The 23,296-nt window shown below is 69.8% G+C and carries 21 protein-coding genes and 1 tRNA gene; 9 read left to right on the forward strand and 13 right to left on the reverse strand.

Going from position 1 to position 23,296, the window contains the following annotated elements; all coding sequences use genetic code 11:
* Positions 1–31 precede the first annotated feature (31 nt).
* Positions 32–1,165, reverse strand: coding sequence for a dihydrofolate reductase family protein (locus ABZ471_RS16610; protein ID WP_359067005.1), 1,134 nt, complete (start codon positions 1,163–1,165; stop codon positions 32–34).
* 134 nt (positions 1,166–1,299) lie between these two features.
* Between ABZ471_RS16610 and ABZ471_RS16615 the strand changes: the two genes are divergently transcribed.
* Positions 1,300–1,833, forward strand: coding sequence for a MarR family transcriptional regulator (locus ABZ471_RS16615; RefSeq protein WP_359067007.1), 534 nt, complete (start codon positions 1,300–1,302; stop codon positions 1,831–1,833).
* A 157-nt stretch (positions 1,834–1,990) separates the two neighbouring features.
* The gene (gene ribA / locus ABZ471_RS16620; protein ID WP_359067009.1) at positions 1,991–2,635 is read left to right on the forward strand and encodes a GTP cyclohydrolase II; all 645 of its coding nucleotides are present in this window, start codon (positions 1,991–1,993) and stop codon (positions 2,633–2,635) included.
* Between the two features lie 42 nt (positions 2,636–2,677).
* Here the strand turns inward: ribA and ABZ471_RS16625 are convergent, their stop codons facing one another.
* The gene (locus ABZ471_RS16625; RefSeq protein ID WP_359067011.1) at positions 2,678–4,129 is read right to left on the reverse strand and encodes a DHA2 family efflux MFS transporter permease subunit; all 1,452 of its coding nucleotides are present in this window, start codon (positions 4,127–4,129) and stop codon (positions 2,678–2,680) included.
* A gap of 16 nt (positions 4,130–4,145) precedes the next feature.
* Complete coding sequence (locus ABZ471_RS16630; RefSeq protein ID WP_359067171.1) at positions 4,146–4,754, reverse strand: NAD(P)H-dependent oxidoreductase; 609 nt, start codon at positions 4,752–4,754, stop codon at positions 4,146–4,148.
* A gap of 133 nt (positions 4,755–4,887) precedes the next feature.
* Between ABZ471_RS16630 and ABZ471_RS16635 the strand changes: the two genes are divergently transcribed.
* Positions 4,888–5,583, forward strand: a complete 696-nt coding sequence (locus ABZ471_RS16635; protein ID WP_359067013.1) for a TetR/AcrR family transcriptional regulator — start codon at positions 4,888–4,890, stop codon at positions 5,581–5,583.
* 5 nt (positions 5,584–5,588) lie between these two features.
* On the opposite strand, the gene ABZ471_RS16640 is transcribed toward ABZ471_RS16635, so the two are convergent.
* Positions 5,589–7,118, reverse strand: coding sequence for an FAD-binding oxidoreductase (locus ABZ471_RS16640; RefSeq protein WP_359067015.1), 1,530 nt, complete (start codon positions 7,116–7,118; stop codon positions 5,589–5,591).
* 241 nt (positions 7,119–7,359) lie between these two features.
* Here ABZ471_RS16640 and ABZ471_RS16645 point away from each other — a divergent pair, with 241 nt between their 5' ends.
* The 3 genes from ABZ471_RS16645 to ABZ471_RS16655 are packed head-to-tail and all read left to right on the forward strand — an operon-like array spanning position 7,360 to position 10,824.
* Positions 7,360–8,496: a hypothetical protein gene (locus ABZ471_RS16645; protein WP_359067017.1), complete on the forward strand. Its 1,137-nt coding sequence runs from the start codon at positions 7,360–7,362 to the stop codon at positions 8,494–8,496.
* Positions 8,489–10,177, forward strand: a complete 1,689-nt coding sequence (locus ABZ471_RS16650; RefSeq protein ID WP_359067019.1) for a polyprenyl synthetase family protein — start codon at positions 8,489–8,491, stop codon at positions 10,175–10,177. Before ABZ471_RS16645 ends, ABZ471_RS16650 begins: the two co-directional genes overlap by 8 nt.
* Positions 10,174–10,824 carry a hypothetical protein gene (locus ABZ471_RS16655; RefSeq protein ID WP_359067021.1) on the forward strand — a complete coding sequence of 217 codons (651 nt, stop codon included), beginning with the start codon at positions 10,174–10,176 and terminating at the stop codon, positions 10,822–10,824. Before ABZ471_RS16650 ends, ABZ471_RS16655 begins: the two co-directional genes overlap by 4 nt.
* On the opposite strand, the gene ABZ471_RS16660 is transcribed toward ABZ471_RS16655, so the two are convergent.
* The 6 genes from ABZ471_RS16660 to ABZ471_RS16685 form a co-directional block, all read right to left on the reverse strand.
* On the reverse strand, positions 10,717–11,898 hold the full coding sequence (locus tag ABZ471_RS16660; RefSeq protein ID WP_359067023.1) for an LLM class flavin-dependent oxidoreductase: 1,182 nt from the start codon (positions 11,896–11,898) through the stop codon (positions 10,717–10,719). The genes ABZ471_RS16655 and ABZ471_RS16660 overlap by 108 nt on opposite strands.
* A 102-nt stretch (positions 11,899–12,000) precedes the next feature.
* Positions 12,001–12,660, reverse strand: coding sequence for a hypothetical protein (locus ABZ471_RS16665; RefSeq protein WP_359067025.1), 660 nt, complete (start codon positions 12,658–12,660; stop codon positions 12,001–12,003).
* A 45-nt stretch (positions 12,661–12,705) separates the two neighbouring features.
* The gene (locus tag ABZ471_RS16670) at positions 12,706–13,509 is read right to left on the reverse strand and encodes a DUF642 domain-containing protein (protein WP_359067027.1); all 804 of its coding nucleotides are present in this window, start codon (positions 13,507–13,509) and stop codon (positions 12,706–12,708) included.
* A 230-nt stretch (positions 13,510–13,739) separates the two neighbouring features.
* On the reverse strand, positions 13,740–14,405 hold the full coding sequence (locus ABZ471_RS16675; protein WP_359067173.1) for a nitroreductase: 666 nt from the start codon (positions 14,403–14,405) through the stop codon (positions 13,740–13,742).
* A gap of 72 nt (positions 14,406–14,477) precedes the next feature.
* Positions 14,478–15,206: an NAD(P)H-binding protein gene (locus ABZ471_RS16680; protein WP_359067029.1), complete on the reverse strand. Its 729-nt coding sequence runs from the start codon at positions 15,204–15,206 to the stop codon at positions 14,478–14,480.
* A 99-nt stretch (positions 15,207–15,305) separates the two neighbouring features.
* Positions 15,306–15,980, reverse strand: a complete 675-nt coding sequence (locus ABZ471_RS16685) for a nitroreductase (protein WP_359067031.1) — start codon at positions 15,978–15,980, stop codon at positions 15,306–15,308.
* A gap of 145 nt (positions 15,981–16,125) precedes the next feature.
* Between ABZ471_RS16685 and ABZ471_RS16690 the strand changes: the two genes are divergently transcribed.
* On the forward strand, positions 16,126–16,776 hold the full coding sequence (locus ABZ471_RS16690; RefSeq protein WP_359067033.1) for an NAD(P)H-dependent oxidoreductase: 651 nt from the start codon (positions 16,126–16,128) through the stop codon (positions 16,774–16,776).
* Positions 16,777–17,064: 288 nt separating this feature from the next.
* Here the strand turns inward: ABZ471_RS16690 and ABZ471_RS16695 are convergent, their stop codons facing one another.
* Entirely contained in the window at positions 17,065–17,550 is a 486-nt protein-coding gene (locus ABZ471_RS16695) for a MarR family transcriptional regulator (RefSeq protein ID WP_359067035.1), read from the reverse strand.
* A gap of 398 nt (positions 17,551–17,948) precedes the next feature.
* On the opposite strand from ABZ471_RS16695, the gene ABZ471_RS16700 reads away from it, so the two are divergent.
* Both ABZ471_RS16700 and ABZ471_RS16705 read left to right on the forward strand, forming a co-directional pair.
* Positions 17,949–19,034, forward strand: coding sequence for an N-acetylmuramoyl-L-alanine amidase (locus ABZ471_RS16700; protein WP_359067037.1), 1,086 nt, complete (start codon positions 17,949–17,951; stop codon positions 19,032–19,034).
* A 2-nt stretch (positions 19,035–19,036) separates the two neighbouring features.
* Positions 19,037–19,264: a hypothetical protein gene (locus ABZ471_RS16705; protein WP_359067039.1), complete on the forward strand. Its 228-nt coding sequence runs from the start codon at positions 19,037–19,039 to the stop codon at positions 19,262–19,264.
* A gap of 144 nt (positions 19,265–19,408) precedes the next feature.
* On the opposite strand, the gene ABZ471_RS16710 is transcribed toward ABZ471_RS16705, so the two are convergent.
* Both ABZ471_RS16710 and ABZ471_RS16715 read right to left on the reverse strand, forming a co-directional pair.
* A tRNA-Lys gene (locus ABZ471_RS16710) sits at positions 19,409–19,522 on the reverse strand.
* 273 nt (positions 19,523–19,795) lie between these two features.
* A complete protein-coding gene (locus tag ABZ471_RS16715; RefSeq protein ID WP_359067041.1) occupies positions 19,796–23,254 on the reverse strand; it encodes a DEAD/DEAH box helicase family protein in 3,459 nt (1,152 codons plus the stop codon).
* Positions 23,255–23,296 lie beyond the last annotated feature (42 nt).

Genomic DNA, 23,296 nt, shown 5'->3' on the forward strand with positions numbered 1-23,296 from the left:
CGAAGCACACGGGTTTCCGCGGGGTGACGTCTCAGGGCAGCAGGTGGGTGTTCGGCGCCTTCGCCGGGCCTTCGTACTCCGGCAGCAGGACGACCTCCACGCCCGCGCCCACCAGCACCCCGGTCCCGTCGGCCGCCGTCACGAACGTGTCCGGCTCGCGCCAGGCCGTGACCACCCGTCGTACGCCCGCCCGCAGGATCAGCTCGGCGCAGGGGGCGGGGCGGGAGGCGCGGTGGGAGCAGGGTTCCAGGCTGCTGTAGACGGTGGCGCCGGGCCGGCGAGGGTCGGCGGGGTCGATCTTCGCGAGGGCCGCCTCCTCCGCGTGCACCACGGGGTCGCCGCCCTCGCGCGAGTGGCCGCGTGCCAGCTCCGTGCCGTCGGCGGCGACCACCACCGCGCCGACGCTGAAGGCCGTGCGCGAGGGCGGGCAGAGGGCGGCCAGGTCGCAGGCGGTGCGCAGCCAGTGGCGGTCGGCGGCGACGGGCTCCGGGCCGGTGCCGGGGGCGGTGGGCTCGTAGCGCATGAGGACTACGTCCTCGATCCGGCGGGTCTCGGTGAGGCGGAGGCGGCCGCCCTGGTACGGCCCCGGCCCGAACAGGCGCGGGGCCGCCGGGTCGCCGACGAAGAGCGGGGCGAGGACCAGCTGGAGTTCGTCGGCGAGGCCCTGCCGCAGGAGCTGGGTGTGGACGGTTCCGCCGCCCTCGACCATCAGGCGCCGCACCCCGCGCACGTCGTGCAGGTGCTCCAGCAGGGCGCGCCAGTCGAGGGCGGGGCCGAGGGAGACCACGTCGGCGGTCCGGCCGAGGGCACGGGAGGCCTGCTCGGCGCCCTGGTCCGTCGTGTACACGAGCTTCTCGCCGCCCGTGTGCCAGAAGTTCGCGGCCGGGTCGAGGTCGCCGGCGGCGGTGACGGTGACCTTCAGGGGGTACGGAGCCTTGCCTTCGGCGGTGCGGGCCGCCCTTCGCTCGGGCGAGTTCACCAGCAGGCGCGGGTTGTCGGCGCGGATGGTGCCGGCGCCGATCAGAATGGCGTCGACCGAGGCCCGTACCTCGTCGACCCGGTCGAAGTCGGCCGGGCCGGACAGCAGGAGCCGGTCCGGGCCGGTGTCGTCCAGGTAGCCGTCGAGGGAGACAGCGGCGGACAGCAGGACGTACGGGTACGGCATGGACGCGGTCTCCCTGGCGAGCGGTCACGACGGGCGGGCTTGGTCCTGGACCGGCCGGCCCGGTCCAGGACTGGCGGTCCTGGCAGAGCACGGGCGATCTTGGTTCAAGTTTGAAACAAACCTACACTGGCGGCATGACGACCCGCTGGCTCACCCCCGAGGAGCAGCGCGCCTGGCGCGCGTACATCGCCGCCTCCCAGCTCCTGGAGGACGCGATCGACCGGCAGCTCCAGCAGGAGGCCGGCATGCCGCACCTGTTCTACTCCGTGCTGGCCAACCTCTCCGACGCACCCGAGCGGCGCCTGCGCATGACCGATCTCGCCGAGAAGCTGAAGATCACGCGCAGCAGGCTGACGTACGCGGTGACCCGGCTGGAGCGGGACGGGATGGTGCGGCGGGAGGACTGCAGCTGGGACAAGCGCAGCAGTCTCGCCTCGCTGACGGACGAGGGGATGGCCGTGCTGGAGCGTACGGCACCCGGGCACGTCGAGACGGTCCGCGCGACCCTCTTCGACCGGCTCACACCGGAGCAGGTCGGGCAGCTGGAGGCGATCTGCACGGGGATCGCGCGCGGGCTGCAGGAGGAGGAGACGGGGGGCGCCGCGGAGGACGTGCCGTGGCGGCGGCGGTCGTCGCCCTGTTCGGGCGGGTCCGAGGCATCGCCGTAGGGGCCGGTACGCCCGCACGGCCGCGTGCTCCACGCCCCGCGCGCCCGCATGCCGCACCCAAACCCGTTGCTTTAACTTTGAAACATGAGGTAGGGTCCCGGACCGAGCATCTGCTTCAAATCTGAAGCAGATGCAGGGAACGGAACCGGAGGCCCGCATGCCCGACACCCCCGCCGCCACACCGCGCTCCCGCGTCCGGGTACCGCTGCAGTTCCACGACGGCTACCGCGTCGACGCCGAACTCGTCACCTTCCACGGGCTGGCCGACGGCCAGGAGCACGTGGCCGTCGTCCTCGGCGAGCCCGGTCCGGTTCCGCTGGTGCGGCTGCACTCCGAGTGCCTGACCGGGGACGTCTTCGGCTCGGCCCGCTGCGACTGCGGTCCCCAGCTGCGCGAGGCGGTCGAGCGGATCGCCGAGCGCGGGGGCGTCCTGCTCTACCTCCGCCAGGAGGGGCGCGGCATCGGCCTGTACAACAAGCTCGACGCCTACGCCCTCCAGGACCAGGGCCTCGACACCTATGAGGCGAACGCCGCGCTCGGCCTCCCGGAGGACGCCCGCGACTACACGGCCGCCGCGCAGATGCTGCGCGCCCTCGGCATCGGGGAACTGGACCTGCTCTCCAACAACCCCGACAAGGCGGAGCAGTTGCGCTCGCTCGGTGTCGTCGTACGGGACCGGGTGCCGACCGGCGTCTTCACCACGGACCACAACGTCCGCTACCTGCGCGCGAAGGTCCTGCAGACCCAGCACACGCTGCCGCTGGGCGAGTTGGGCGGCCTGACGGAGCTGAACGCGGGCTGAGCGCCGGCCGTCCGCCGAGCAGGGGCCGGCCGTGCGCCGGCCTCAGCCGCGGTGTCCCGGCAGTCGCAGCGCGGGCAGGAGCGCAAGGGCCAGCAGGGCCGCGGCGATCGCGTACGTGGTCCGGAAGCCCGCCGGGTCCATGCCCGCCGAACCCAGCACCACCGACAGCACCGCCGTCCCGACGGACGCCCCCAGCTGGGAGTTGATGCTCAGCGCGGTGCTCGCCGCGGCCACGCGGTCGGCGGGCAGGTCGCGGGTCGCGGTCATCATCGTCGGCATCAGCACCGTGCCGGCCCCGACGCCCATCACCATGGCCGGTACGATCACCCGCCACATGGGCACCCCGCTCACCCCGCTCTGCAGTGCGACCAGCGCCATCCCGAGAGCACCCACCGCGATCCCGGCCGGAACCAGCCGGCGCGGCGACACCGTGTCGATCCGCCGCGCCGCGATCTGCATCGCCACCCCGACGGCCAGCCCCACCGGAGCGCCCAGCAGCCCGACGCCGGTCGCGCTCACGCCCCGCTCCTGCTGCCAGTACAGCGGCCCGAGCAGCATCGACCCGAAGTACCCGCAGGTGAACAGGGCGAGCGTGGCGATGCCGGCGGCGAAGGTGCGGTCGCCCAGCAGCCGCAGGTCCAGCAGCGGCGCGCGGACGGTGCGGGCGCGTCGTACGAAGGCGGCGGCGAGAACGGCACCGGCTAGCGTGGGCAGGAGTGCGCCCGGTGCCGTGAAGTCGCCGCGCTCACCGCCACGGGCCAGGCCGTACAGGAGCAGGGCCAGACCGGGCGAGAACATCAACAGGCCGGGGACGTCCAGGCGGGGCACCCCGGTGGTACGGGCATCGGGCGCGTCCCCGGGCAGCAGCCGTGCCGCGAGTGTCAGGGCGAGCGCGCCCACCGGCAGGTTGACCAGGAAGATCCAGCGCCAGGACGCGGAGTCGACCAGCCAGCCGCCGAGCAGCGGCCCGGCGATCGGCCCGACCAGGACGGGCAGCCCCAGCAGGCCCATCGCGCGGCCGAGCCGGGCCCGGTCGGCGATCCGCATCACCAGCGCCATGCCGACCGGCATCAGCAGCCCGCCGCCCAGCCCCTGCACCGCGCGGAAGGCGATGAGGCTGCCCGCGTCCCAGGCGCACGCGGCGAGCACCGAGCCCAGCGTGAACAGGGTGAGCGCGGTCAGATAGGTGCGCTTGGCGCCGATCCGGCCCATCGCCCAGGCGGCGGCGGGAATGACCGCGGCGAGCGCGAGCGTGTACGCGGTGGCGGTCCACTGGATGGTCTCCAGCGGCGCCGAGAAGGACTCCGAGAGGCGACGCAGCGCGACATTGACGATGGTCATGTCCAGCACGGACATCACGGAGCCGATGACGACGACGGCGACAACGCGGTGGAGCGCGGCGGACGTGTCCGCGGTGGGCGGTGCGCCGGCCTGCGGTGTCTCGACGGACGGCGCCCCGGCCCTCGGTGTCCCGGCGGGACCCGTGGTGTTCATCTCCCCCGCCCCGCCCTCAGCCGGCGTACGGGAGCTCGGCGCGGCCGGTCCGCAGGACCCGCCCCCACCAGGCGAGTTGGCCGAGCATGCCCTTGGCGGCGCCCGCGCACACCGCCGCGTCGCGCGGTTCCCCGTCCTGGCCGAGGCCGGACCACGGCCCGTGCAGGCTGACCGAGTCCCGCACGGTCACCGCGTGCAGTTCGGCGAAGACCAGCCGGAGCTGCTCGACCGCGCGGAGACCGCCGCCGAGACCGCCGTACGACACGAAGCCGACCGGCTTGGCCTGCCACTGGGCGTGGTGCCAGTCGATGAAGTTCTTCAGGGCTGCCGGGAAGCTGTGGTTGTACTCCGGTGTGACGACGACGAACGCGTCCGCAGAGGCGAGCCGGGGCGAGACGTCCGCCAGCGCGGCCACGGCCTCGGGGCTCGGTCTGCCACCCCAGCCGGGCATCACCAGCGGCAGCTCCACCTCGGCGAGGTCGATGACGTCCAGCTCCAGGCTGTCGTCGCCGGCGGCGGCGCCGAGGAACCACTCGGTGACGGCCCGGCCCTGCCGGCCCTCGCGGACGCTGCCGACGATCACGGCGACACGGAGCGGGACTTCGTGGCGTTCGGACACAGGGATCCCCCATTTCGGACTCGCGGCGGTACGACCGCCCGGTGCGGCCGCCGCCCTTCCAGGAAAGTACAACGAGCGTTGTAAAAAGTACAACGCTCATTGCAAGTCGGGTACAGTGCAGGTCCAGGAGGGAGCCGGAGTGGGCGAAACCAACGAGAGCCGGACGGCACGGGCGCGGCGCGAGGTCTCACCGCGCAAGCTGGAGAAGCAGATCGCCCTCGCGAGCGCGTCCTGCACGCTCTTCGGCCGCGAGGGCTACACCCGCGCCTCGGTCGACGCGCTGGCCGCCGAGGCCGGCGTCTCCACGCGCACGCTCTACAACCACTTCCCCGGCGGCAAGGCGCAGCTCTTCGAGACCGTGGTGACGTGGACGTCCAGCCAGGTCCGGGACGCCCAACTGGCCCGCCTCAAGGCCGTCCTGGACCCGGAGCGCCCCCCTCACCCCGACGACCTCGAACGCGACCTGGTGGCCCTCGCCCGCGCCTTCGTCGGCCTCATGACGGACTACCCGAACCACTTCGCCCTGGTCCGCCACATCCACGCCGAGGCCGACCACGTACCGGGAGAGGTCCTGAAGGCCTGGCACGAAGCGGGCCCGGAACCGGTCGGCCGGGCCCTCACCGAGGCCATGGCTCACCTGGGCGCGGCCGGCCTGCTCGACGTACACGGCGACCCGGCCCTGGCGGCCGGCCACTTCACGGCACTGACCTCGCACACCATCGTCCAGTCCACCCACTACGGCGTCCTGCCCCTGCCCAAGGAGGAGACCGACCGCCTGATCACGGGCGGAGTGTCGGCCTTCCTCCGGGCGTACCGGGTGAACCGGACGGACTGAGGGGCTCAGCTGCGGGGAGCGCCGACGGCTTGCTGGTAGCGGAACAGGCCGGTGGGGTCGTACCGCCGTTTTACGGTGACCAGGCGGTCGTAGTTGGTTCCGTAGTAGGCGTGCCGCCAGTCGGGGAGGTCCGGGTCCGGGAAGTTGACGTAGGCCGCTTGGGTGGAGAGGCGGCGGCAGAGCATGTGGTGGGCGGAGCGAGTCTGTTCCAGTAGGGCGCGGACCTCGGACGGCGGGGCGCCTGGCTTCCAGTGGGTGCCGATGTCGATCACGAACGTTGCCCTGCGGTGCGGGTAGGCCGTCTCGTACGGGCGGGGCGTGGCGCTGTCGCCGCCCATGGCGAACAGGGTGATGTAGCCGGTGGCCCGGCCGGCTCCCGGCTGCCAGCCGCGTACCCAGTCGGCGACGGCGGCCACCGTGTCGGGCGTGGGCCACCGGTCGGGGACGAGGGACTTGGAGGCGTAGGCGTCCTTCGCTCCGGGGGTTTCCATGAGGTAGTCCTGCGCGGACCAGAATCCGTGTTCCTCGATGACGGTCCGCGTCGGCCGCAAGGCCAGAAGAGGACTGAACAGGCGTCGCAGTGTGTCCGCGTGGCCCAGCCGCTGTCCGAGCAGCCAGAGCGAGGTGGTGCCGTCGCCGGCGTGCTTGAAGCCGATCCGTACGTCGAAGTCGTGGTGACGGTCCCCGTCGAGGATGTGCCTGAGTTCTTCCATCACCTCGACGCCCGCGTCCAGGCCGAAGGTCACGTCGAAGACGGTGGCGCGCAGTTGGTCGACGCGTACGGCGTCGAAGACGAAGCCGGTGTTGATGCCGAAGTTGCCGCCCGCCCCGCCCCGACAGGCCCAGAACAGGTCGGCGTTCTCGTCGTCGGCCGCCCGCACCAGCGTCCCGTCTGCGAGTACGACCCGGGTCTCGGTGAGCCGGTCGCAGGTCAGGCCCCACTTACGGTCGTTGAAACCGAGCCCGCCGCCGAGGGTGAGCCCGGCGACGCCCACTCCCGGGCAGCGCCCACCGGGGAAGTAGAGGTTTGCCGCACGTGCTGCGTACACGTCCGAGTTGGTGGCGCCACCGCCCAGCCGCAGCCGCAGCCCTTGCGGCACCACCTGCTTCAGCGCGCGCAGACTGATCACGAGACCGGGGGTGGTGGAGTAGCCCGCATAGTTGTGACCGCCGGAGCGAGGCGCGAAGGGCACTCCGTGCTTGGCACACCACCGGATCGCCGCGGCCACGTCGCCCTCGGTCGCGCACGCGAGGACGCCGGACGGCCGGACGGAGGCGTAACGCTGGTTGTCGGGCGCGGCCTGCGCCGTGTACGCCGGAATCCCGGGGCGGTACAGGGCTGCCGCCGGGCTGAGGACCTGCCTCAGTTCGCGCCACGCGGCCGGCTCGACACCCTCACCCGCGACGGGCGGACGGGCGGCGGCTGCACCGGACCGGGTGCGAGCAACGGCCGCACCGCCGCCCGGACCGATCAGGCTCCCGGCGGCCGCGAGGGCCGCTGCGGTCCTCAGTACTTTTCGTCGGTCGGTCTCCACGGGTGGACCCCTTCACGGTGAACCCGGACACCGGGCGGCAGGCCCGGGTACCGGGGAGCAGCAGCCCTGGTCGGCGGGCCGGATCCACGATGCGGGCGGATCGGGACAGTCGTCGGCTGTGGCACTCGGACAGGACCGCAATTCACGCGAACGGAGCCGGACGCCCCTGCCCGGTGAATGCCACCCCAGAGAAACGATTACCCAGAGTATTCAATGACTCCATTCCGTTACCATGCGGAAAGTGTCGACGACCCATACGCTCCGGCCGGAGGCCGATCTCGGCGTGTCCGGCCCGTTCCCGCGAGCTCCGTTGAGCCATCCGCTGGACCGCCGCTGGCTGCACTACGCCTTCCTGTCCCGACAGGGCGGACAGGCGGTGATCGCGAACCTCTCCGTCCTGGGGGCCTCCACAGGCACTGTCTCCGCCGAGCCGGGGGCGGCCCGCGAAGACGAAGTGGCCCTCCGCACCGGCCCGGAGCCGCAGCGCATGGCGATCCTGCTCGTCCACGAGGAAGGCCGGGGCTGGTCGTCGAGCCAGTTCAACGCGGAACAGCCGTCCGCCCCGTGGTCGGCCTTCCGGCTTCCGCGCCCGCGCCCGCACGGCAGCCCGGGCGCGGGGGACGGTTTCCGTGTGGCCGGGCGTGGTGACGGACCGGTGGTCGATCTGCGTCTGCGCCGCACGAGCAGGCCCTGCACATCCCAGTGCGCGCCGTTCGGTGACGGCGAGCACCTGCGCTGGCAGTCCGAGCCGGGCGTCCTGGCGACGGGCGCCCTGCGGTGGTCCCGGGCGGAGAAGGGCGACGGCGCCGGCCAGTACGCCGACCTGATCGGCTATCACGAACGGGTCCGGGGACGCTGGAGCTGGCCCGCGCTGGGCGGCTGGGTGTTCGGCTTCGTCAACGATCCGGCGGGCGAGCCCACCGGTCCGCCGCCGGCGGCCGTGGTCTTCACCCTCGTCCAGCCGGCCCGCCCGAGCCGGCCCGTCGACGCGGCGAACGGCTCGGTCATGCTGTGGCGGGACGGCCGGCTCGTACGCCACTTCCCGCGTCGCAGCCTGCGCATCACCGTGCAGGACACCCTGGCCAGGGATCGGGTGGTCCTGGTCCCGCCGCTGGCGGGGATGCTGGGCACGGCCCCCGCGGCCGCCGTTCCCCGGCGGCTGCTCATCACGGCGCGGATGGGCGAGGACCGGCTCGTCATGGACTTCCTCGCCCGCACGGCGGGCCGTATCGCCAACCCCTCGGAGACGAGCCTCAACCCGTTCAGCGTGCACGAGACCCTCGGCGAGTGCGAGGTGGACGCCCGCGTCTCCGGACGGCGTACGTCCTTCTCGGCCCTGGGCATCGTGGAGTTCGCCGGTGGTGCGAGCGGTGACTGAGCCGATCCCGCTCCGAACGGGGGCGGCCCTGCTGACCGCGACCGTCGAGGAACTCTCGCAGCGGGCGCCGGCGATCGTCGCGGCGGCGGCCGACCAGATGCGCGGCATCCGGCTGGGGCTCGGCTTCCACGACGGCAGCCGTGCCCTGCTGTCCGCCCGGCACAGCCGCCTGGTCGTCGAACATCCCGCCGACGGTGCCGAGACCGACGGCGTCGAGCCGGCCGACCCGGATGTCGAGGTCGTCTTCGACAACCGGGCGCTGAACCTCCTGTTCGACCTCCAGCACCGCCCGGCCGACCAGGCGCTGCCGGACAGTCTCGACACCCGCGGCCCCCGGGAGCAGGTGCTGGCGGTCTGGCGTGCCTTCAGCCTGCTCGCCCAGCGCGCCGCGGGGTTGCGCTCGGTGCAGGAGCTGTGGCGGTGCTACCGGGACGAGGCGCCCGTCCCGTGGGGTGGGACGGCCGACGAGGACGAGCCGCCGGAGCCCGCCGAGGACGCCTCCGGCTGGGCGGGGACGGACTACCTTCTGCGCCGCCGGCCGCAGGACGCCACGGGCGGCGAGCCCGAGCTGATCGGCGGGACGGTGGTGACCCGTCCGCGCCTGCTCTGGGACGGCCGTGGCAGCTCGCCGTGGTGGCACGAGTCGCCGGTCCACGACGCCGATCTGCTGGAGACCATGGCGGCCTGCCGGGCCCGCACCAGTGAGGCGATGGCCTCCTTCGTCCCGCATCGGGAGCCCAAGGCCGAGCTCTACGACCTGATGCGGCTGTATCCGTCCCGGCAGGGCAAGGGACTGCGACCGACCCTCACCATCGCCGCCTGTGCCGCCTTCGGCGGGCGCCCCGAGGACGCCGTACGGGCCGCCGCCGCGCTGGAGCTCTTCCACAACGGCTTCCTCGTCCACGACGACATCGCCGACGAGTCCACCCACCGGCGTGGTCTGCCGACCCTGCACGAGGAACACGGCATCGGCCTGGCGGTCAACTGCGGTGACGGGCTCAACCTCCTCGCGGTGGACGCGATCCTGTCCAACCTGGACACGCTCGGTCTCTCCCGCACCCTGGCCCTCATCCACGAGGCGATCCACATGTGCCGGGAGTCCGTGGAGGGCCAGGCCATGGAACTCGGCTGGATCCACAAGCACGTGGTGCCGGCCGAGGACGAGGCGTACTTCACCATGAGCACCAAGAAGACCGGCTGGTACACCTGCATCAGCCCGTGCCGCATCGGCGCGGTGTGCGCGGGGGTGACGGACCCCGCCCTCCTCGGCCGCTTCGACGAGGCGTTCCGGTTGATCGGCATCGCCTTCCAGATCCAGGACGACATCCTGAACCTCGTCGGCCAGGAGGAGCTGTACGGCAAGGAGCCCCTAGGCGATCTGCTGGAGGGCAAGCGCACCGTCATGCTGATCCACCTCTTCCGCCACCTGACCGAAGCGGAGCGGCCCCGGATGCAGGAGGTCCTTCAGCGCCCCCGGTCCGCCAAGGCCCAGCAGGACGCGGAGGAGATCCTCGCCGCCATGCGGCGCCACGGCTCCATCGACTACGCCGTCGATCTCGCCGCCCGCCTTGCGGACGAGGGCATCACCCGGTTCGAGGAGGACCTCGCCGTGATTCCCGAGAACGAGGGCAAGGCCGTCCTCCGCCAGATCGCCCACTACGTCACCACGAGGCTGCTATGACACACGGGACCGAGACACCCGGGACCGAGACACCGGAGACACCCGAGCCGGGCACGGCCGGGACCGCCGAAACCCAGGATGCGGCGGTGCTCGACCTCGTCCGCCGCGGCAACGCCCGGACGCGCGCGGTGCTGTGCACCCTCGCCCGGCACGGGATCGCCATGCGCCGCGAGGAGCCCGAGCGAGCCGCGCGGCTGCTCGAAGTCCTCGGCGTGTGGCCGGTGTACAAGGGCGGACAGTTCCTGTTCGACCTGCTGGAGTGGGAGGACTTCATGCTCGACGGCGACCCTCCGCCGCCGGTCCCGCCCCAGGACCTCGCGGCCACGCTGCGCCTGCCGCTGCGCCTGCTCTCCGAAACCGTCGGCGCCGCGCCGACCGTGCTCCAGGCGGTGCCGCTGCCGCGCACGGCCGCGGTCTTCGACCTTCCGCTGCGCCTGCTCACCGTCGCGGCCAAGGCGACGCTGGACGGCATCGCGGGCGACCTCGGCTCCATGGCCGCGCCCCCGGCCGACGCGCCGGCCGAGGAGGATCCGGGCGAGTCAGAGCGGGAGCTTCCCCAACTGGCGGGCGGATTCCATCTGTACCAGGACGTCGCCCTCGGCACGGTCGCGGTCGCCGGGCCGCTGCTCGACGGCGGAGCCCGCTAGGCCGTAGGCGTCGGCGATCAGCTCGTACGAACGGATCCGGGCCGGCAGGCTGTGGGCGGGCGAGACGATCATCAGCTCCTGCGCGCCGGTACGGTCCACCAGCTCGTCCAGCCCGGCCCGTACGTCCTGCGGGGTGCCGCACACGGTGTCGGCCAGACAGCCGTCGACGAACTCCTTCTGCGTCGGTGTGAGTTCGCAGCGCTCGCAGTCGCCGGGATCCGGCACCAGGCCCGGCGGTCGGCTGCTGCGGATCCTCATCATCGTGTGCGCGCCGGTGAGCGCGTGCCGACGGGCCTCCGTCTCCTCCGCCGCGGCGAAGGCGAGGACGGACACCATGGCGTACGGCCGGTCCAGCACCGCCGACGGCCGGAACGCGCGCCGGTAGAGGTCGAGCACCGCAACGGTGGCGGCGGGCGCGATGTGATGGGCGAACGCGAACGGCAGCCCCAGCGCCGCCGCCAACTGGGCGCCGGTGCCGCCGGAGCCCAGCAGCCACACCGGTGGCCGTCCCGATGCCGGCACACCGCCGGGTACGCGGCTCTGCACCGGGCCGGGCACCGCGTGCACGCCGGCCAGCGGATGGCCCTCGGGGAAGTCGTCGTCCAGGAACCGGATCAACTCGCCCACCTGGCGGGGGTAGTCCTCGGCGCGCTCCAGCAGCGGGTCGGTGCGGCGCAGCGCGGTGGCCGTGGGCAGATCCGCGCCCGGGGCGCGCCCCACGCCCAGATCGATCCGCCCCGGCGCCAGCGCCTCGAGCGTGCCGAACTGCTCCGCGACGACCAGCGGGGCGTGGTTGGGCAGCATCACGCCCCCCGAGCCGAGCCGGATGCGCCAGGTGTGCGCGGCCAGATGAGCCAGGATCAGGGCGGGGCAGGACGTGGCGACGCCCGGCACCGAATGATGCTCGGTCACCCAGAACCGGTGATACCCCCGCCGCTCCGCCGTCCGGGCCAGCGTCACACCGCCCCGCAGTGCCCGTGCGGCGGTGGACCCACTGCCGACGACCACGGGGTCCAGCACGGACAGCGGCACCGGAGCCCTGCCCCGCAGCGGCCCCCGGATCTCTGTGTTCATGCGCTCGACTCCCTCGGCCTCACTGCGCCTTGTCCCGCTCGCGGGTGGGTGACCGGAGCCGGCTCCGGTCACCCACTCTTTCTCCGTACGGCCCTCTCCGGGTCAGAAGAGGTTGCCGCCCAGCGCGCACTTGGTGACGCCGTTGATCGTCGCCAGGCCGTCCTTGTTCTTTCCGGGCTTGGCGCCGTCGATGTGGCGTACCGACGCGGAGATCAGCCAACCGTGCTGGTCGGCCTCGTCGGTGCGGACGTGGAAGTCACCCGTGACCACCATCACCCGACCGCCCTCCTCAAGACGATGCGTGGGACGCTCCGCCTCGGAGACCGGCGTGGGCGAGTAGAGGTAGGAGGGCGTCATGTAGTCGTCGAAGACCATGCCCGTCGGGGCGGTGATGCGCAGTTCGACGCGTCCCGGCCGCACCGGCACTCCGCCGGAGGTGATCAGGACGGCCAGACCGGCCGGCTTGGGGTCGTCGAGGTCGATGCTGGGGGTGACGGCCTGGTCCACGCGCAGTTGGGCGTCCACCCCGGTCGTGGTGGTCTGGCCGACGGGCTGCTGCGCGCCGCCGTTGCCCTGCCCGCGCGCCTTCAGGCCCTGCTGGTATCCCCAGTCGTAGCCGTCGGCGTAGTAGTCCTGCTCTCCGCCCCGGCCGTCGCGAGGCGGCGAGGTGCTCGGCCGTCCGGCCAGCGCGTCCATGCGGCCCTGGTCCTCGCCGCGGTCGTAGGCGTCCTGTTTCGTGGTGTCGATGCTGACAGTGGTCATGTCCAGCTCCTCACTGTGACGGGGATGACGGTGCGCCTGGGGCGACTAGAGCGTGACCTGGCCGGTCTGCTGCCACTGCTTCATGGCGGCCTCACGTCCCTGCCGCTTGCCCCGGACGTACTCCGCGGCGGCATCCCGCTGGTTCTGGCGCAGTTCCTCGGAGTTCTTCTGGCACTCCGCCAGCTTCGCGGTGAGGTCGTTGACCTGACCGGTGAGGTCGTTGACCTTGTTCCGGAGGTCCGTGAGCTGCTGGTCCTGACCGGTGGTGGTGGTGCCCTGGTTCTGGTTCTGGGTCGTGGTGCCGGTACCCGCGCTCTGGCCGTCCGTCAGGCCGATGACCGACACGTTGGTGATGGCCGACTGACAGCTGCTGGGTGCCATACCCAGGAAGCTGATCATCGTGCGGCCGCTCTTCGCCTGGAAGGAGAACTCCTTCCGCTGCCAGTTCGCCTGGCCGCGGCCCACTCCGGGGTCGAAGTCACGGGAGGTGATCTCGGTGCCGCCGGTGTCGTCGGTGACCTTCACCGTGAAGTTGTTCTGCCGGCCGTTGCAGTTGGGCCACTCGTCCGGACTGCACTCGAACGAGAGGTTGTAGGTGGCACCCGCTTTGGTCTCGATGGTCTGCTTGATGCCGCCCTGGGTGAACTCACGGCCCAGGTCGACGGCCTGAAGGCCGTTCGGGTGATGCGCGAACGCGGCGTTGAGGTGGTCATAGCCCCATATGTTCACGGGCTCCCAGCCAGTGGCCCGATGGGGCCAGGCCGGGTGGACACCGGCCCAGGACTTGCTGGCGCCGCCTACGCGGGGCTCGGTGAATGTGCCGTTGCGAACGAGGTTCTCCGTGGGCATTCCAGGTTCCTTCCAGAGAACGAACCGGACACCGTCACCGCGCATGGAGGCGTGGGGCGTCACGGTTCTGCCAGCCCTCGGTGGGATCCCCCCTCCGCCGCCACAGTAGATTCGAACTGCAACACCTGCATCTCGTGACGTCGCAGGCGTCGCACACGACCACGACCGTCCAATGTTCGATTAACAGTTCAACGACGGGGCGCCTGCCCGGTCGTCGCGCAGTCGCGGATCTACCCCTCGACGAACGTGACCGTCTCGTCGAGCGGCGCCCGGCCCGTACGGACGTAACCCACCGAGGTGTCCTCGAACCCGATCGACATTCCGCAGAAGAGCATGAACTCGTCCGGTGGTGACAGGATCTCCGCGACAGTCCTGCGATACACCGACCACGCCATCTGCGGGCAGCTGTGCAGCCCTTCGGCACGCAGCAGCAGCATGATCGTCTGCAGATACATGCCCACGTCGGACCATTGAGGCCGGCCCAAGTCGCGGTCGATGTAGCAGAACAGGGCGGCAGGCGCACCGAAACAGTCCCAGTTCGCGGCAGCGGCCCTCTGCCGCGCCTCCCAGTCCTCGCGCTCAATACCAAGGGCGCTGTAGCGCTCATGACCGAAGGCGGATCGGCGCTCGCGGTACGGAGACTTCAGTGCGGCCGGATACATCTCGTACTCCCGCTCGTCCCAGGGATCACCTGAGGCCACGCGCTCGCCGGCGCGCTTCTTGAGCTCGGCCAGCGGTCCACCGGTCACCACGTAGGCGCGCCACGGCTGGAGGTTCGATCCGGACGGCGCCCAGGCCGCGGCGGACAGCACCCGCTCCAGCACCTGCCTCGGGACGGGCCGGTCGGTGAACCCGCGCACCGCCCGTCGGCTCGTGACCGCCTCGTAGACATCCAAGATCATCCACCTCGCTCATCCACGAAACGACTGCCGGACCGGGGCAGGACACGCAGGAGGCGGAGACGGCGGCTAGGAGAGCCAGTCGGCGTAGCGGGTGGCGGCGAGGTGGGCGTCCTTGTCGGTGAGGACGTCACCCTTGACGGCGGCGAACATGCCGGCGGTGGGGTCGGTGACGACGGTGCGGTGGTCGCCCTTGTGGGACAGGGTGATCCGGCCCAGCTCGTCCAGGGAGAAGATCTCGGGGCCGCCGATGTTGCGGATGCCGTTCAGCGGGGCGCCGGCGGCAACCGCTGCCACCGCGTCGGCCACGTCCTTGGCGGCGATCGGCTGGATCGGCGTGGCGGGCAACCGGACGGTGTCGCCGTCGGCGGTCCAGGACAGGACGTCGTCCATGAACTCCATGAACTGCGTCGCCCGGACGATCGAGTAGGGAACCGACGCGTCCACGAGGAGGTTCTCCTGGAGCGCCTTGGCCCGGTAGTAGTCCAGCTCCGGCACCTGGTCCACGCCGACGATCGAGAGGATGACGAAGTGGCCGACGCCACCCTTCCGGGCCGCGGCCAGAAGGTTGTCCATCGAGGTCTGGAAGAAGGCCGGGGAGGCTTCGTCGAAGGTCGGGGAGTTCGTCAGGTTGACGACGACGTCGGCTCCCGCCACCGCCTCTTCCACTCCCCGGCCACTGATGACGTCGACGCCACTGGACTTCGAGTGCGGTACCGCCTCGTGCCCGGCGGCGTTCAGGTTCCTGACGACCTGCGACCCGATCAGCCCGGTGCCGCCGATGACTGCGATCTTCATGACATGCCTTTCGTCGGTGTTATGTGCGGAATATGTCATATGAGCGGTTACGTGGGCGGGGCAAGACACGGCGCCTTGATCAGCCGAGGGGCGGCGGTGTCACGGGCCGTGGCCGTCGACGAAGGTGACCGTCTCGTCGAGCGGCGCCCGGCCTATGCGGGCGTCTCCTGCGGTGACGTCTTCGAAGCCGATCGACATGCCGCAGAAGAGGAGGAGCTGGTCCGGGGGTGACAGGACCTCCGCGACGGTGCTGTGAAACTTCGCCCAGGCCATCTGCGGGCAGCTGTGCAGCCCTTCGGCGCGGAGCAGCAGCATGACGGTCTGCAGGTACATGCCGACGTCGGACCATTGAGGCCGGCCCATGTCACGGTCGATGTAGCAGAACAGGGCGGCAGGCGCACCGAAACAGTCCCAGTTCGCGGCAGCGGCCCTCTGCCGTGCTTCCAGGTCCTCGCGCGGAATGCCGAGTGCGCCGTAGCGCTGCTCACCGAAGGCGGATCGACGCTCACGGAAGGGCGACTTCAGCGCGGGCGGGTACATCTCGTACTCCGGCTCGTCCCAGGGGTCGCCCGAGGCCAGGCGCTCACCGGCGCGCTTCTTGAGCTCGGCCAGCGGCGCGCCGGTCACCACGTACACGTGCCACGGCTGGAGGTTCGATCCGGACGGCGCCCAGGCCGCGGCGGACAGGACGCGCTCCAGCGTCCCCCTCGGGACAGGGCGGTCGGTGAACCTGCGCACCGCGCGTCGGCTCGTCACCGCCTCGTAGACGTCCATGATCGCCCGCCTCCATCGACTCAACGGGTTCGCCTTCGCTGCACTCACGATAGTATCACTCGATACCGTATCGTGTGAAACCATCTCGGTACCGAATCCTCAGCCCCCGGCCCACGCCTCGGGCGCCGCACCTTGGAGAAAGCCCATGGCCACGCTGCTGCACATCGACTCGTCCGTGTTTCCTGGCGAGGCGTCCTCGTCCCGTTCGGTCACGGCCGCCTTCCGCAGGACATGGGAGGAGCAGCACCCGGCGGGCACGGTGATCTACCGCGACCTCGCCGTCGCCCCTGTCCCGCACATCACCGCCGACGCCTGGTCCGCCGGCTACGCCGCCCCCACCGAGCGCACCTCGGAGCAGTCCGCCGCGTTCGCCGCGCGCGTGCAGCTCATCGAGGAGCTGGAGCAGGCGGACGCCGTTCTGATCGGTGCTCCCATGTACAACTTCTCGATCCCGTCGACCCTCAAGGCGTGGCTGGACAGCGTGCTCCTGCTCGGCCGCACCGCCGGCGAGACTCCGTCCGCCCAGGGCACCCCGGTGATCGTCGTCGCCAGCCGCGGCGGCTCCTACGCGCCGGGCACCCCGCGCGAGGGCCACGAGTTCGTGCAGAACTACCTGGAGGCCGTCCTCAAGGGCACCCTCGGCCTGGACCTCGACTTCATCGTCCCGGAACTCACCATGGCCCCCCGCAACCCGGCCATGTCCGGACTGGTCCCCCTCTACGAGGCGTCCCGGATGCGCGCCTTCGAGGAGGCGACCACCAAGGCCAAGGAACTCGCCGAACGTCTCGCCGCGTAACTCTCGCGAGCTGCAGACGTCGTGTGCCCCCTGGCCCCGGGTCGTCACACGGCGTCTTCGGCACCTGCGCCCTCTTCGGCGGTGCCGATGGCCCTCCGTACCCAGGGGCAGGCGGCCCGGGACCGGGAGGTCTGCACCTGGGAACAGGCGGCCGGCACGGGGAGCGGACCGGCGTTCGGCCTGCCGGCACGACTCACGTCGAGACGACGGTGATGCCGGGCGTCGGTGAAGAGCACACCGGCCGGGCATGCGGCGCGGCAGCCGCCGGCGGCGGGTACGCGGGTGCGCCTACGCCTCGTTGTCCGCGGGATGGGCAAGCCGGGTCAGCAGATCCGTCAGCTGCTCCGGGTCGCCGGGCCCCAGTTCGGCAACCAGACGCTCGGCCAGCGGCTCCGCCGCCACGTGGGCCGCGTCGAAAAGCTCCAGTCCCTGAGGGGTGATCTCCACCGCCCGCACCCGCCGGTCCCCCGGAACGGCCTTGCGTACGGCCAGGCCCTTGCGCTCCAGGTCGTCCACGACCCGCATGATTCCCGCCTTGTCCGACCCCGTCGCCGCCGCCAGATCCCGCTGCACCGTGGGCCCGCGATTGACCAGCACGATCAGCACCGCGAAATGCCGCAACTCGATGCCGAGGGGTCGAAGCGCCTCCGTCATCACCTGCGCCGCGCGCCAGTGCGCCCGGCGCAGCAGCAGGCCGAGAGCGAAAGGCGAGGGATCCCCGGGGCGGTCGGTCGCACGCGAGGCGGTGGCTTGGTCAGGAACGTCGGCGGCCATGGGGCCAGAATACTTCATTCGATACGGTATCGTTTGAAACTAAATGCGGCGACGGGACGCCGCCTGTCGTGGTGCTTCCAGCCCGCCAGGCAGGCGAGTTCTGCGACCGCGCCGAACGACGCTGTGGAGACCCGGCCGGCTGATCACCGCCGACGTCTGCAGCCACCCCCTGGGTCGCCCTCTCCAGCCTCGGCACCTGTCTCAGCTCGGCCCCGTTCCGCGTATTCCTCAGTACCACCCGGAACTGGGGACTGACCGGGCAGACAGCGGGCATCACATCCATGCGCCTCGATGACTTCCAGTTCATGGCGGCCTCCGGCGCCAACCCCGGCTGATCCAACGCCCATCCACTCCCCACGCCGAACGGCCGGGGCTGCCTTCTATGCCCTGGAGGGCTGATGGCATCACCACTCACCGCGGGCCAACTGCTCGCCGCACTACGCTCCGAGGGCGTCACGGTCAAAACCCCGCACACAGGCTGGACCACGCACGAGCGCGACGAGGCAACGGGCAAGCCGTTCGGACCCGTTCATGGTGTGCTCATTCACCACACCGCGGCACACGGTGACTACGAGGTCGTCTACACCGGCAATTCGGCTCTGCCCGGCCCCCGGGCCCACGCATACATCACCAAGGCAGGCGAGGCGCTGATGTGCTCCGCCGGCCGGGCCAACCACGCCGGAGGCGGAGACCCGGACGTCCTGAACGCCGTCATCGACGAGTCCTACACGAGTCGGCCCCCGGCCACGCACTACGGCGAGGGCGACGCCGGTGCCGCGGACGGCAACGACTGCTTCTACGGCTACGAGTGCGAGAACCTCGGCGACGGCCAGGACCCCTGGCCGCGAGTCCAGTACGTCGCCATGATCAAGGCCGCCGCCGCGATCCTACGGCACTACGGCTGGAGCGAGAAGAGCTGCATCGGCCACCTGGAGTGGTCCGACCAGAAGATCGACCCTCGCGGCTTCGACATGGTGACCTTTCGCGCCGACGTGAACGCCTGCCTGGCACGGCCGGCAGGCGAGTGGGGCGCACCACCGGCGGACCAAGGAGGAGAGGATCCCATGCCCAAGTACGTCAACCTCGGCGCCGCCGAGGTCACGCTGAAGCCCGGCCAGGACTGGACCACCCTTGTGTTCACCACCGAGTGGACCGACGAGACCGGCGACCACGCCACCGGCGGCAGCGTCTTCGCCAAGGGCGCCGCCCGCTTCACCGGCGAACTCAACCTCCAGCTGTCCGGTCTCCCGGCCGGCTCGCAGCTGCAGGTCCGCCAGTCCGAGTACGACAGCCAGGGCGCCCACGTCCAGGACCACCCCGTCGGCGAGGTCATCGGCACGCCCGGCGACACCTTCGGCAAGGTCCCGATCACCGGCCGCCTGGCCTCCGGGCGGCAGATGCGCATCCGCGTGAAGGCGTTCGAGAACGCCCCCGTGAAGATCACCGGCGCCGTCCTCAAGGTGCTCGTCTGGAAGGAGAACTGACCGTGAAGGACTCCACCAAGCGCACCGTGCGCACCGTCCTGCAGACGCTGGTCGGCATCGCCGTGGCGCTCCCGGCCATCGTCGGCGCCTCCGGCATCCCCGAGTCCCTGCCGTGGGTCGCCTGCGCGCTCGCCGTCGCCGGCGGCCTGGCCCGCGTGATGGCGCTGCCCGCCGTGCAGGCCCTGCTCCCGGCCTGGCTGCGGACCGATGAGCCCGCGAGCGGCCAGTGAGAACTCCGGACCCCGTCGTCTGCCTCCCGCCCGCACAGATGTGCCTGCCAGTCGGCTGAGCTTCGACTGAGCCGGCGATCGAGCAGGTACCCCAAAAGGAACAGGACCCCAGCTCAGTTCGTCACTGAGCTGGGGTCCTTCTCGTAGGCCCTGTGGGACTCGAACCCACAACCAATGGATTAAAAGTCCTGGCCAAAGCTTGTTGGGTGGTTCCGGACGGTTCTTGGGTGTCCGGAACCACCAGGTCGGAGAGGGCCTCGGAGGATGCACGATCCACTCCGTGATCGTCCGTTCTACGTCATCCGCTCACGCATCGCTCACGCACGACCAGCCCGAGCGTCAGCGCTTTCGCAGGTCCTCGTGAGGCACGAGGAGGGTGCTGCCTCCCGCCCACTTCGTTCCACACACATGGCAGATCACGTACCAGTCGTCGCCCGGCGCGCTCTCGTCCATGCGCCCGTGCTGACCCGTCCCAGGGCACTCGTTGGTGATCTCTTCCTGACGCATTGCATCTCCCCTGTGTCTGGTTGATCAAGCCGCGCCTTCGCCCGCGACAGCGGTGGAGCGGATCGAGTGGATGACGGACACCATCGCGTCTACTTCGGTGTCGGGAAAGATCGCCTCGGGACCGGTCGGCGCGAGCGCGGTGAACGGCGACTCATACAGCGCGTCGACGTCAATGGTGCCGTTGCGCGCCAGATAGTCGATCAGCTCGTTGAGGAAGCGGAGCTGGTTGGCTGTGAACGTCTTGCCCTGCTGGAAGGTGTCGAAGGCCAAGGCTGCTGCTTCCCGCTCCAGGCCCGTCAGCGACCGTAGGAAAAGGCCGAGGCCGCCCTTGGCATCCTTGATGTAGTCGATGTCTGCAGTGGTGCCGAGGCCGGCCTCCACGAAGATCTGTTCCAACTGTGACAGGTCAGTCGCGGTGATCTGCTTGTTGCGACGGATCTTCTGGACGGCGAGCTGGTCCTGATGCGTGTTGAGGTAGATACGGATCTTCTGCTCGAAACGTGTGAGATCGGTGCCAATCTCCATGCCGCTGAGCGTGGCAGCGGTCAGCTCGCCGAGCTCGTCCTCGAAGTCGGTGTAGACAATGCTGCGCTTGGTCTTCTCGATCAGCCGGACGAGCCCGCGCAGACGGCGGCGCATCGTCTCCAGCAGGGGAAGCGTCACATCCTGCCACCACTCATCGCCGGCCACTTCGTCGAGCAGGGGCCGCTGGGCCTTGACCGCGGGGATAGTCAGATGGTCGAGCAGTGTGGACGCAATCTCCTGGACTTGGTCCCGCAGGCGAATAAAGCTCGGGTCGCCATTCAGAACGGCGAGTTGGAGTCGGAGCGAAAGCAGGTCGAATCGCTTGGCCTCCTCCCCGGTGTCGTCCTTGTCACGGAAGGCCGTCGGAAGTCCTGATAGGTGATCGACGACTTGGCTGTGCGCGTCAGGTGTGAATGCAAGCCACGTATCGAAGTCTGCGAAGGTTTCAATCTGCTCGCGGTGCGGACGGACAAGGAAGTTGTCCGGATTCATCGCCGTCACCTCGTCGTGCAGGCGTGTGGCGAGGTCCCAGCGCAGGCCCTCATCACTGACCGTGCCATCGGACTGTGGACGTACGGCGGACTCCGCTGCCTCTTGGCCAGGGTCTTCTGCCTCGTCGAGGGCGAGGAGCAGGTCGGCGCGGCGTTCGAAGATCCGCTGGCTCAGAGAGGGAGCGACCTTGCCTTCAGCGCGCATCAGGTTCTGGTTGAAGAACTCGATGTTCTGGCACAGGTCAAAAACCAGGAAGCCGTCCTTGCTGCGGTTCGGGCCGAACAGGTCGGGTGCGAGGCGCGTGCCGCGGCCGACCATCTGCCAGAACTTGGTCTTGGACCGCACCAGCTTGAAGAAGACGAGGTTGACGACCTCAGGCACATCGATGCCGGTGTCCAGCATGTCCACGGAGATGGCGATCTGGGGAAGCTCCGCAGCTTCGGAGAACTTGTCGATGAGGCTCTGGGCGTACTCGGTGCGGTAGGTGATGACCTGGGCGAAGGCGCCCTTGAGGTGCGGGTAGTTCTTGTCGAACCGTTCTGCGATGAACTCCGCGTGGCGGTTGTTGGCGGCGAAGATGATGGTTTTGCCGAGCTTGTCGCCGCCGTCGACCTTCAGGCCGTGCGTCATGAGGGTCTGCAGGACCTTGTCGACGGTGTCGGCGTTGAAGAGGTACTTGTTCAGTTCCTCTGTGGTGATCTCGTCAGGGATTTGCCCATCCTCGCTCCACTCCGTCTCGTCCCATTTCTCCTTATCCTCGTCGGAGAGGTCGTCGTACTTGATGCCACCCCGCTGGAACTTCAGCGGGACATCGACAGCACGCGGCGCCACCAGGTAGCCCTCTGCCACCGCCTCGTCCAGGCTGTAGACATCAGTGGGAACGCCATCCTCAAGCTCGAAGCGACGATAGGTGTTCCGGTCGACTTCGTCCTTAGGCGTTGCTGTCAGGCCAACAAGGAGCGCGTCGAAGTAGTCGAAGATCGCTCCGTACCGCTGGTAGATCGAGCGATGTGCCTCATCGATAACGATCAGGTCGAAGAAGCCAGGGCCGAAGGGACGGCGGCCCGCAGCGTCGGTCTGATCGATTAGATTCATCATCGTCGGATAAGTGGATACGAATACCCGCGCGTTGGGGTCCTTCTCCTCTAGCAGGTTGACGACGGGGGCACCAGGCAGATGCTTCTTGAACTCGTTGGTGGCTTGCTTAACCAAAGCCGTACGGTCGGCGAGGAAGAGGATGCGCTTGGCCCAGTTTGCGCGCATCATCAGGTCGCTCAGCGCGATTACGGTGCGGGTCTTACCGGATCCGGTTGCCATCACGAGCAGGGTGTGGCGCAGTGAGTCCTTTTCAAAGGAGTCGGCAATCCGTCTTATTGCGCGGGACTGATAGTGGCGGCCGGCGATCTGCTCGTTGATCGGCATCTTGGCGAGGCTGCGGCGGCTGGCCCGCCGTTGGACCAAGAGACGAAGTTCATCCTTGGTGTAAAAGCCTTGCACCTCACGGGGAGGGTAGCTGAGGTCATCGAACAAGTAGGTGCGGTAGCCGTTGGTGTAGAAGATCACCGGCCGCTGCTTGAACTGATCTTCCAGGGCCTTGGCGTAGACGGTTGCCTGATACTTGCCCTGCTGCGGGTCGCGGGTGGTTCGCTTGGCCTCGACGACGGCCAGGGGTTTGCCGTCGTCGTCCCACAGAACGTAGTCAACCTTGCCCTTGCCAGAGGGCGCGGCCGAGGGCGGCAACCCAGTCACCGGGTATTCGCGGTCCCTTGGCTGGTCCAGGTCCCAGCCAGCCTCCTTGAGGAGGAGGTCAATGATCAGGGTGCGGGTCTGGGCTTCGTTGTAGTCGTGTGTGTCCGGCTGTGCCTCGTTCGCGACCTTGGCCGCCTTGATTTCTGCCCGCAGCGCAGCGATCTCCGCGTCGAGATCCTCGTTCTTCTTCCGCTCGGCGATCAGCGCGGCATCTTGCTCAGCGTGCTTCTCTGCCTGGGCCTTCAGCTCGGCCTGCTTGGCGATGCGCACCTCTGCGGAGACCGGTCGAGGTATCAGCGTCGCATCGAAGGCAAGCGTGGACGGAGGCAGTTGGGCCTGGTCGCGGGTGTAGGTGCGGGCCATCCAGTACAGGACGTGGAATAGCTCCGCAAGTGTGCGCACCGCGTCCTGGGGGGTGATGGGTGTCTTGCGGTGCACAGCGATATTGCCTTGCCGACGGATTACATCCATTTTCGCCCGGACCGCTGGGCCAGCAACCCGCACTAGCGTCGGCTCGGCAATCAGTGCTGCTAAATCGCGACGATAAGGCAACCTAAGCGTGTCATCGGCTTCGAACAACCAGGCCACCGTGAGTTCCAGCACCCGGCGCGCATAGAACGAGGATGCCCTCGGGTCCGCATGTGCCAGCCGTTCGGCGTGTATCGCTTCACGGTGCAGGTCAGGCCACTCGGCCTGGAGGAACTCAAAGTTGCTCACTCTAGTGACCTTTCATTAGCGGTATGGAGGTTGGTACAAGGA

This window comes from Streptomyces sp. NPDC005728, from assembly GCF_040630895.1.
In the GTDB taxonomy this organism is placed as follows: domain Bacteria; phylum Actinomycetota; class Actinomycetes; order Streptomycetales; family Streptomycetaceae; genus Streptomyces.

Excerpts from the sequence above, each read along its gene's own strand:
- ABZ471_RS16610 (WP_359067005.1), bottom strand. The coding sequence starts at position 1,165 with ATGCCGTACCCGTACGTCCTGCTGTCCGCCGCTGTCTCCCTCGACGGC.
- ABZ471_RS16615 (WP_359067007.1), top strand. The coding sequence starts at position 1,300 with ATGACGACCCGCTGGCTCACCCCCGAGGAGCAGCGCGCCTGGCGCGCG.
- ribA (WP_359067009.1), top strand. The coding sequence starts at position 1,991 with ATGCCCGACACCCCCGCCGCCACACCGCGCTCCCGCGTCCGGGTACCG.
- ABZ471_RS16625 (WP_359067011.1), bottom strand. The coding sequence starts at position 4,129 with ATGAACACCACGGGTCCCGCCGGGACACCGAGGGCCGGGGCGCCGTCC.
- ABZ471_RS16655 (WP_359067021.1), top strand. The coding sequence starts at position 10,174 with ATGACACACGGGACCGAGACACCCGGGACCGAGACACCGGAGACACCC.
- ABZ471_RS16660 (WP_359067023.1), bottom strand. The coding sequence starts at position 11,898 with ATGAACACAGAGATCCGGGGGCCGCTGCGGGGCAGGGCTCCGGTGCCG.
- ABZ471_RS16665 (WP_359067025.1), bottom strand. The coding sequence starts at position 12,660 with ATGACCACTGTCAGCATCGACACCACGAAACAGGACGCCTACGACCGC.
- ABZ471_RS16670 (WP_359067027.1), bottom strand. The coding sequence starts at position 13,509 with ATGCCCACGGAGAACCTCGTTCGCAACGGCACATTCACCGAGCCCCGC.
- ABZ471_RS16680 (WP_359067029.1), bottom strand. The coding sequence starts at position 15,206 with ATGAAGATCGCAGTCATCGGCGGCACCGGGCTGATCGGGTCGCAGGTC.
- ABZ471_RS16685 (WP_359067031.1), bottom strand. The coding sequence starts at position 15,980 with ATGGACGTCTACGAGGCGGTGACGAGCCGACGCGCGGTGCGCAGGTTC.
- ABZ471_RS16690 (WP_359067033.1), top strand. The coding sequence starts at position 16,126 with ATGGCCACGCTGCTGCACATCGACTCGTCCGTGTTTCCTGGCGAGGCG.
- ABZ471_RS16695 (WP_359067035.1), bottom strand. The coding sequence starts at position 17,550 with ATGGCCGCCGACGTTCCTGACCAAGCCACCGCCTCGCGTGCGACCGAC.
- ABZ471_RS16700 (WP_359067037.1), top strand. The coding sequence starts at position 17,949 with ATGGCATCACCACTCACCGCGGGCCAACTGCTCGCCGCACTACGCTCC.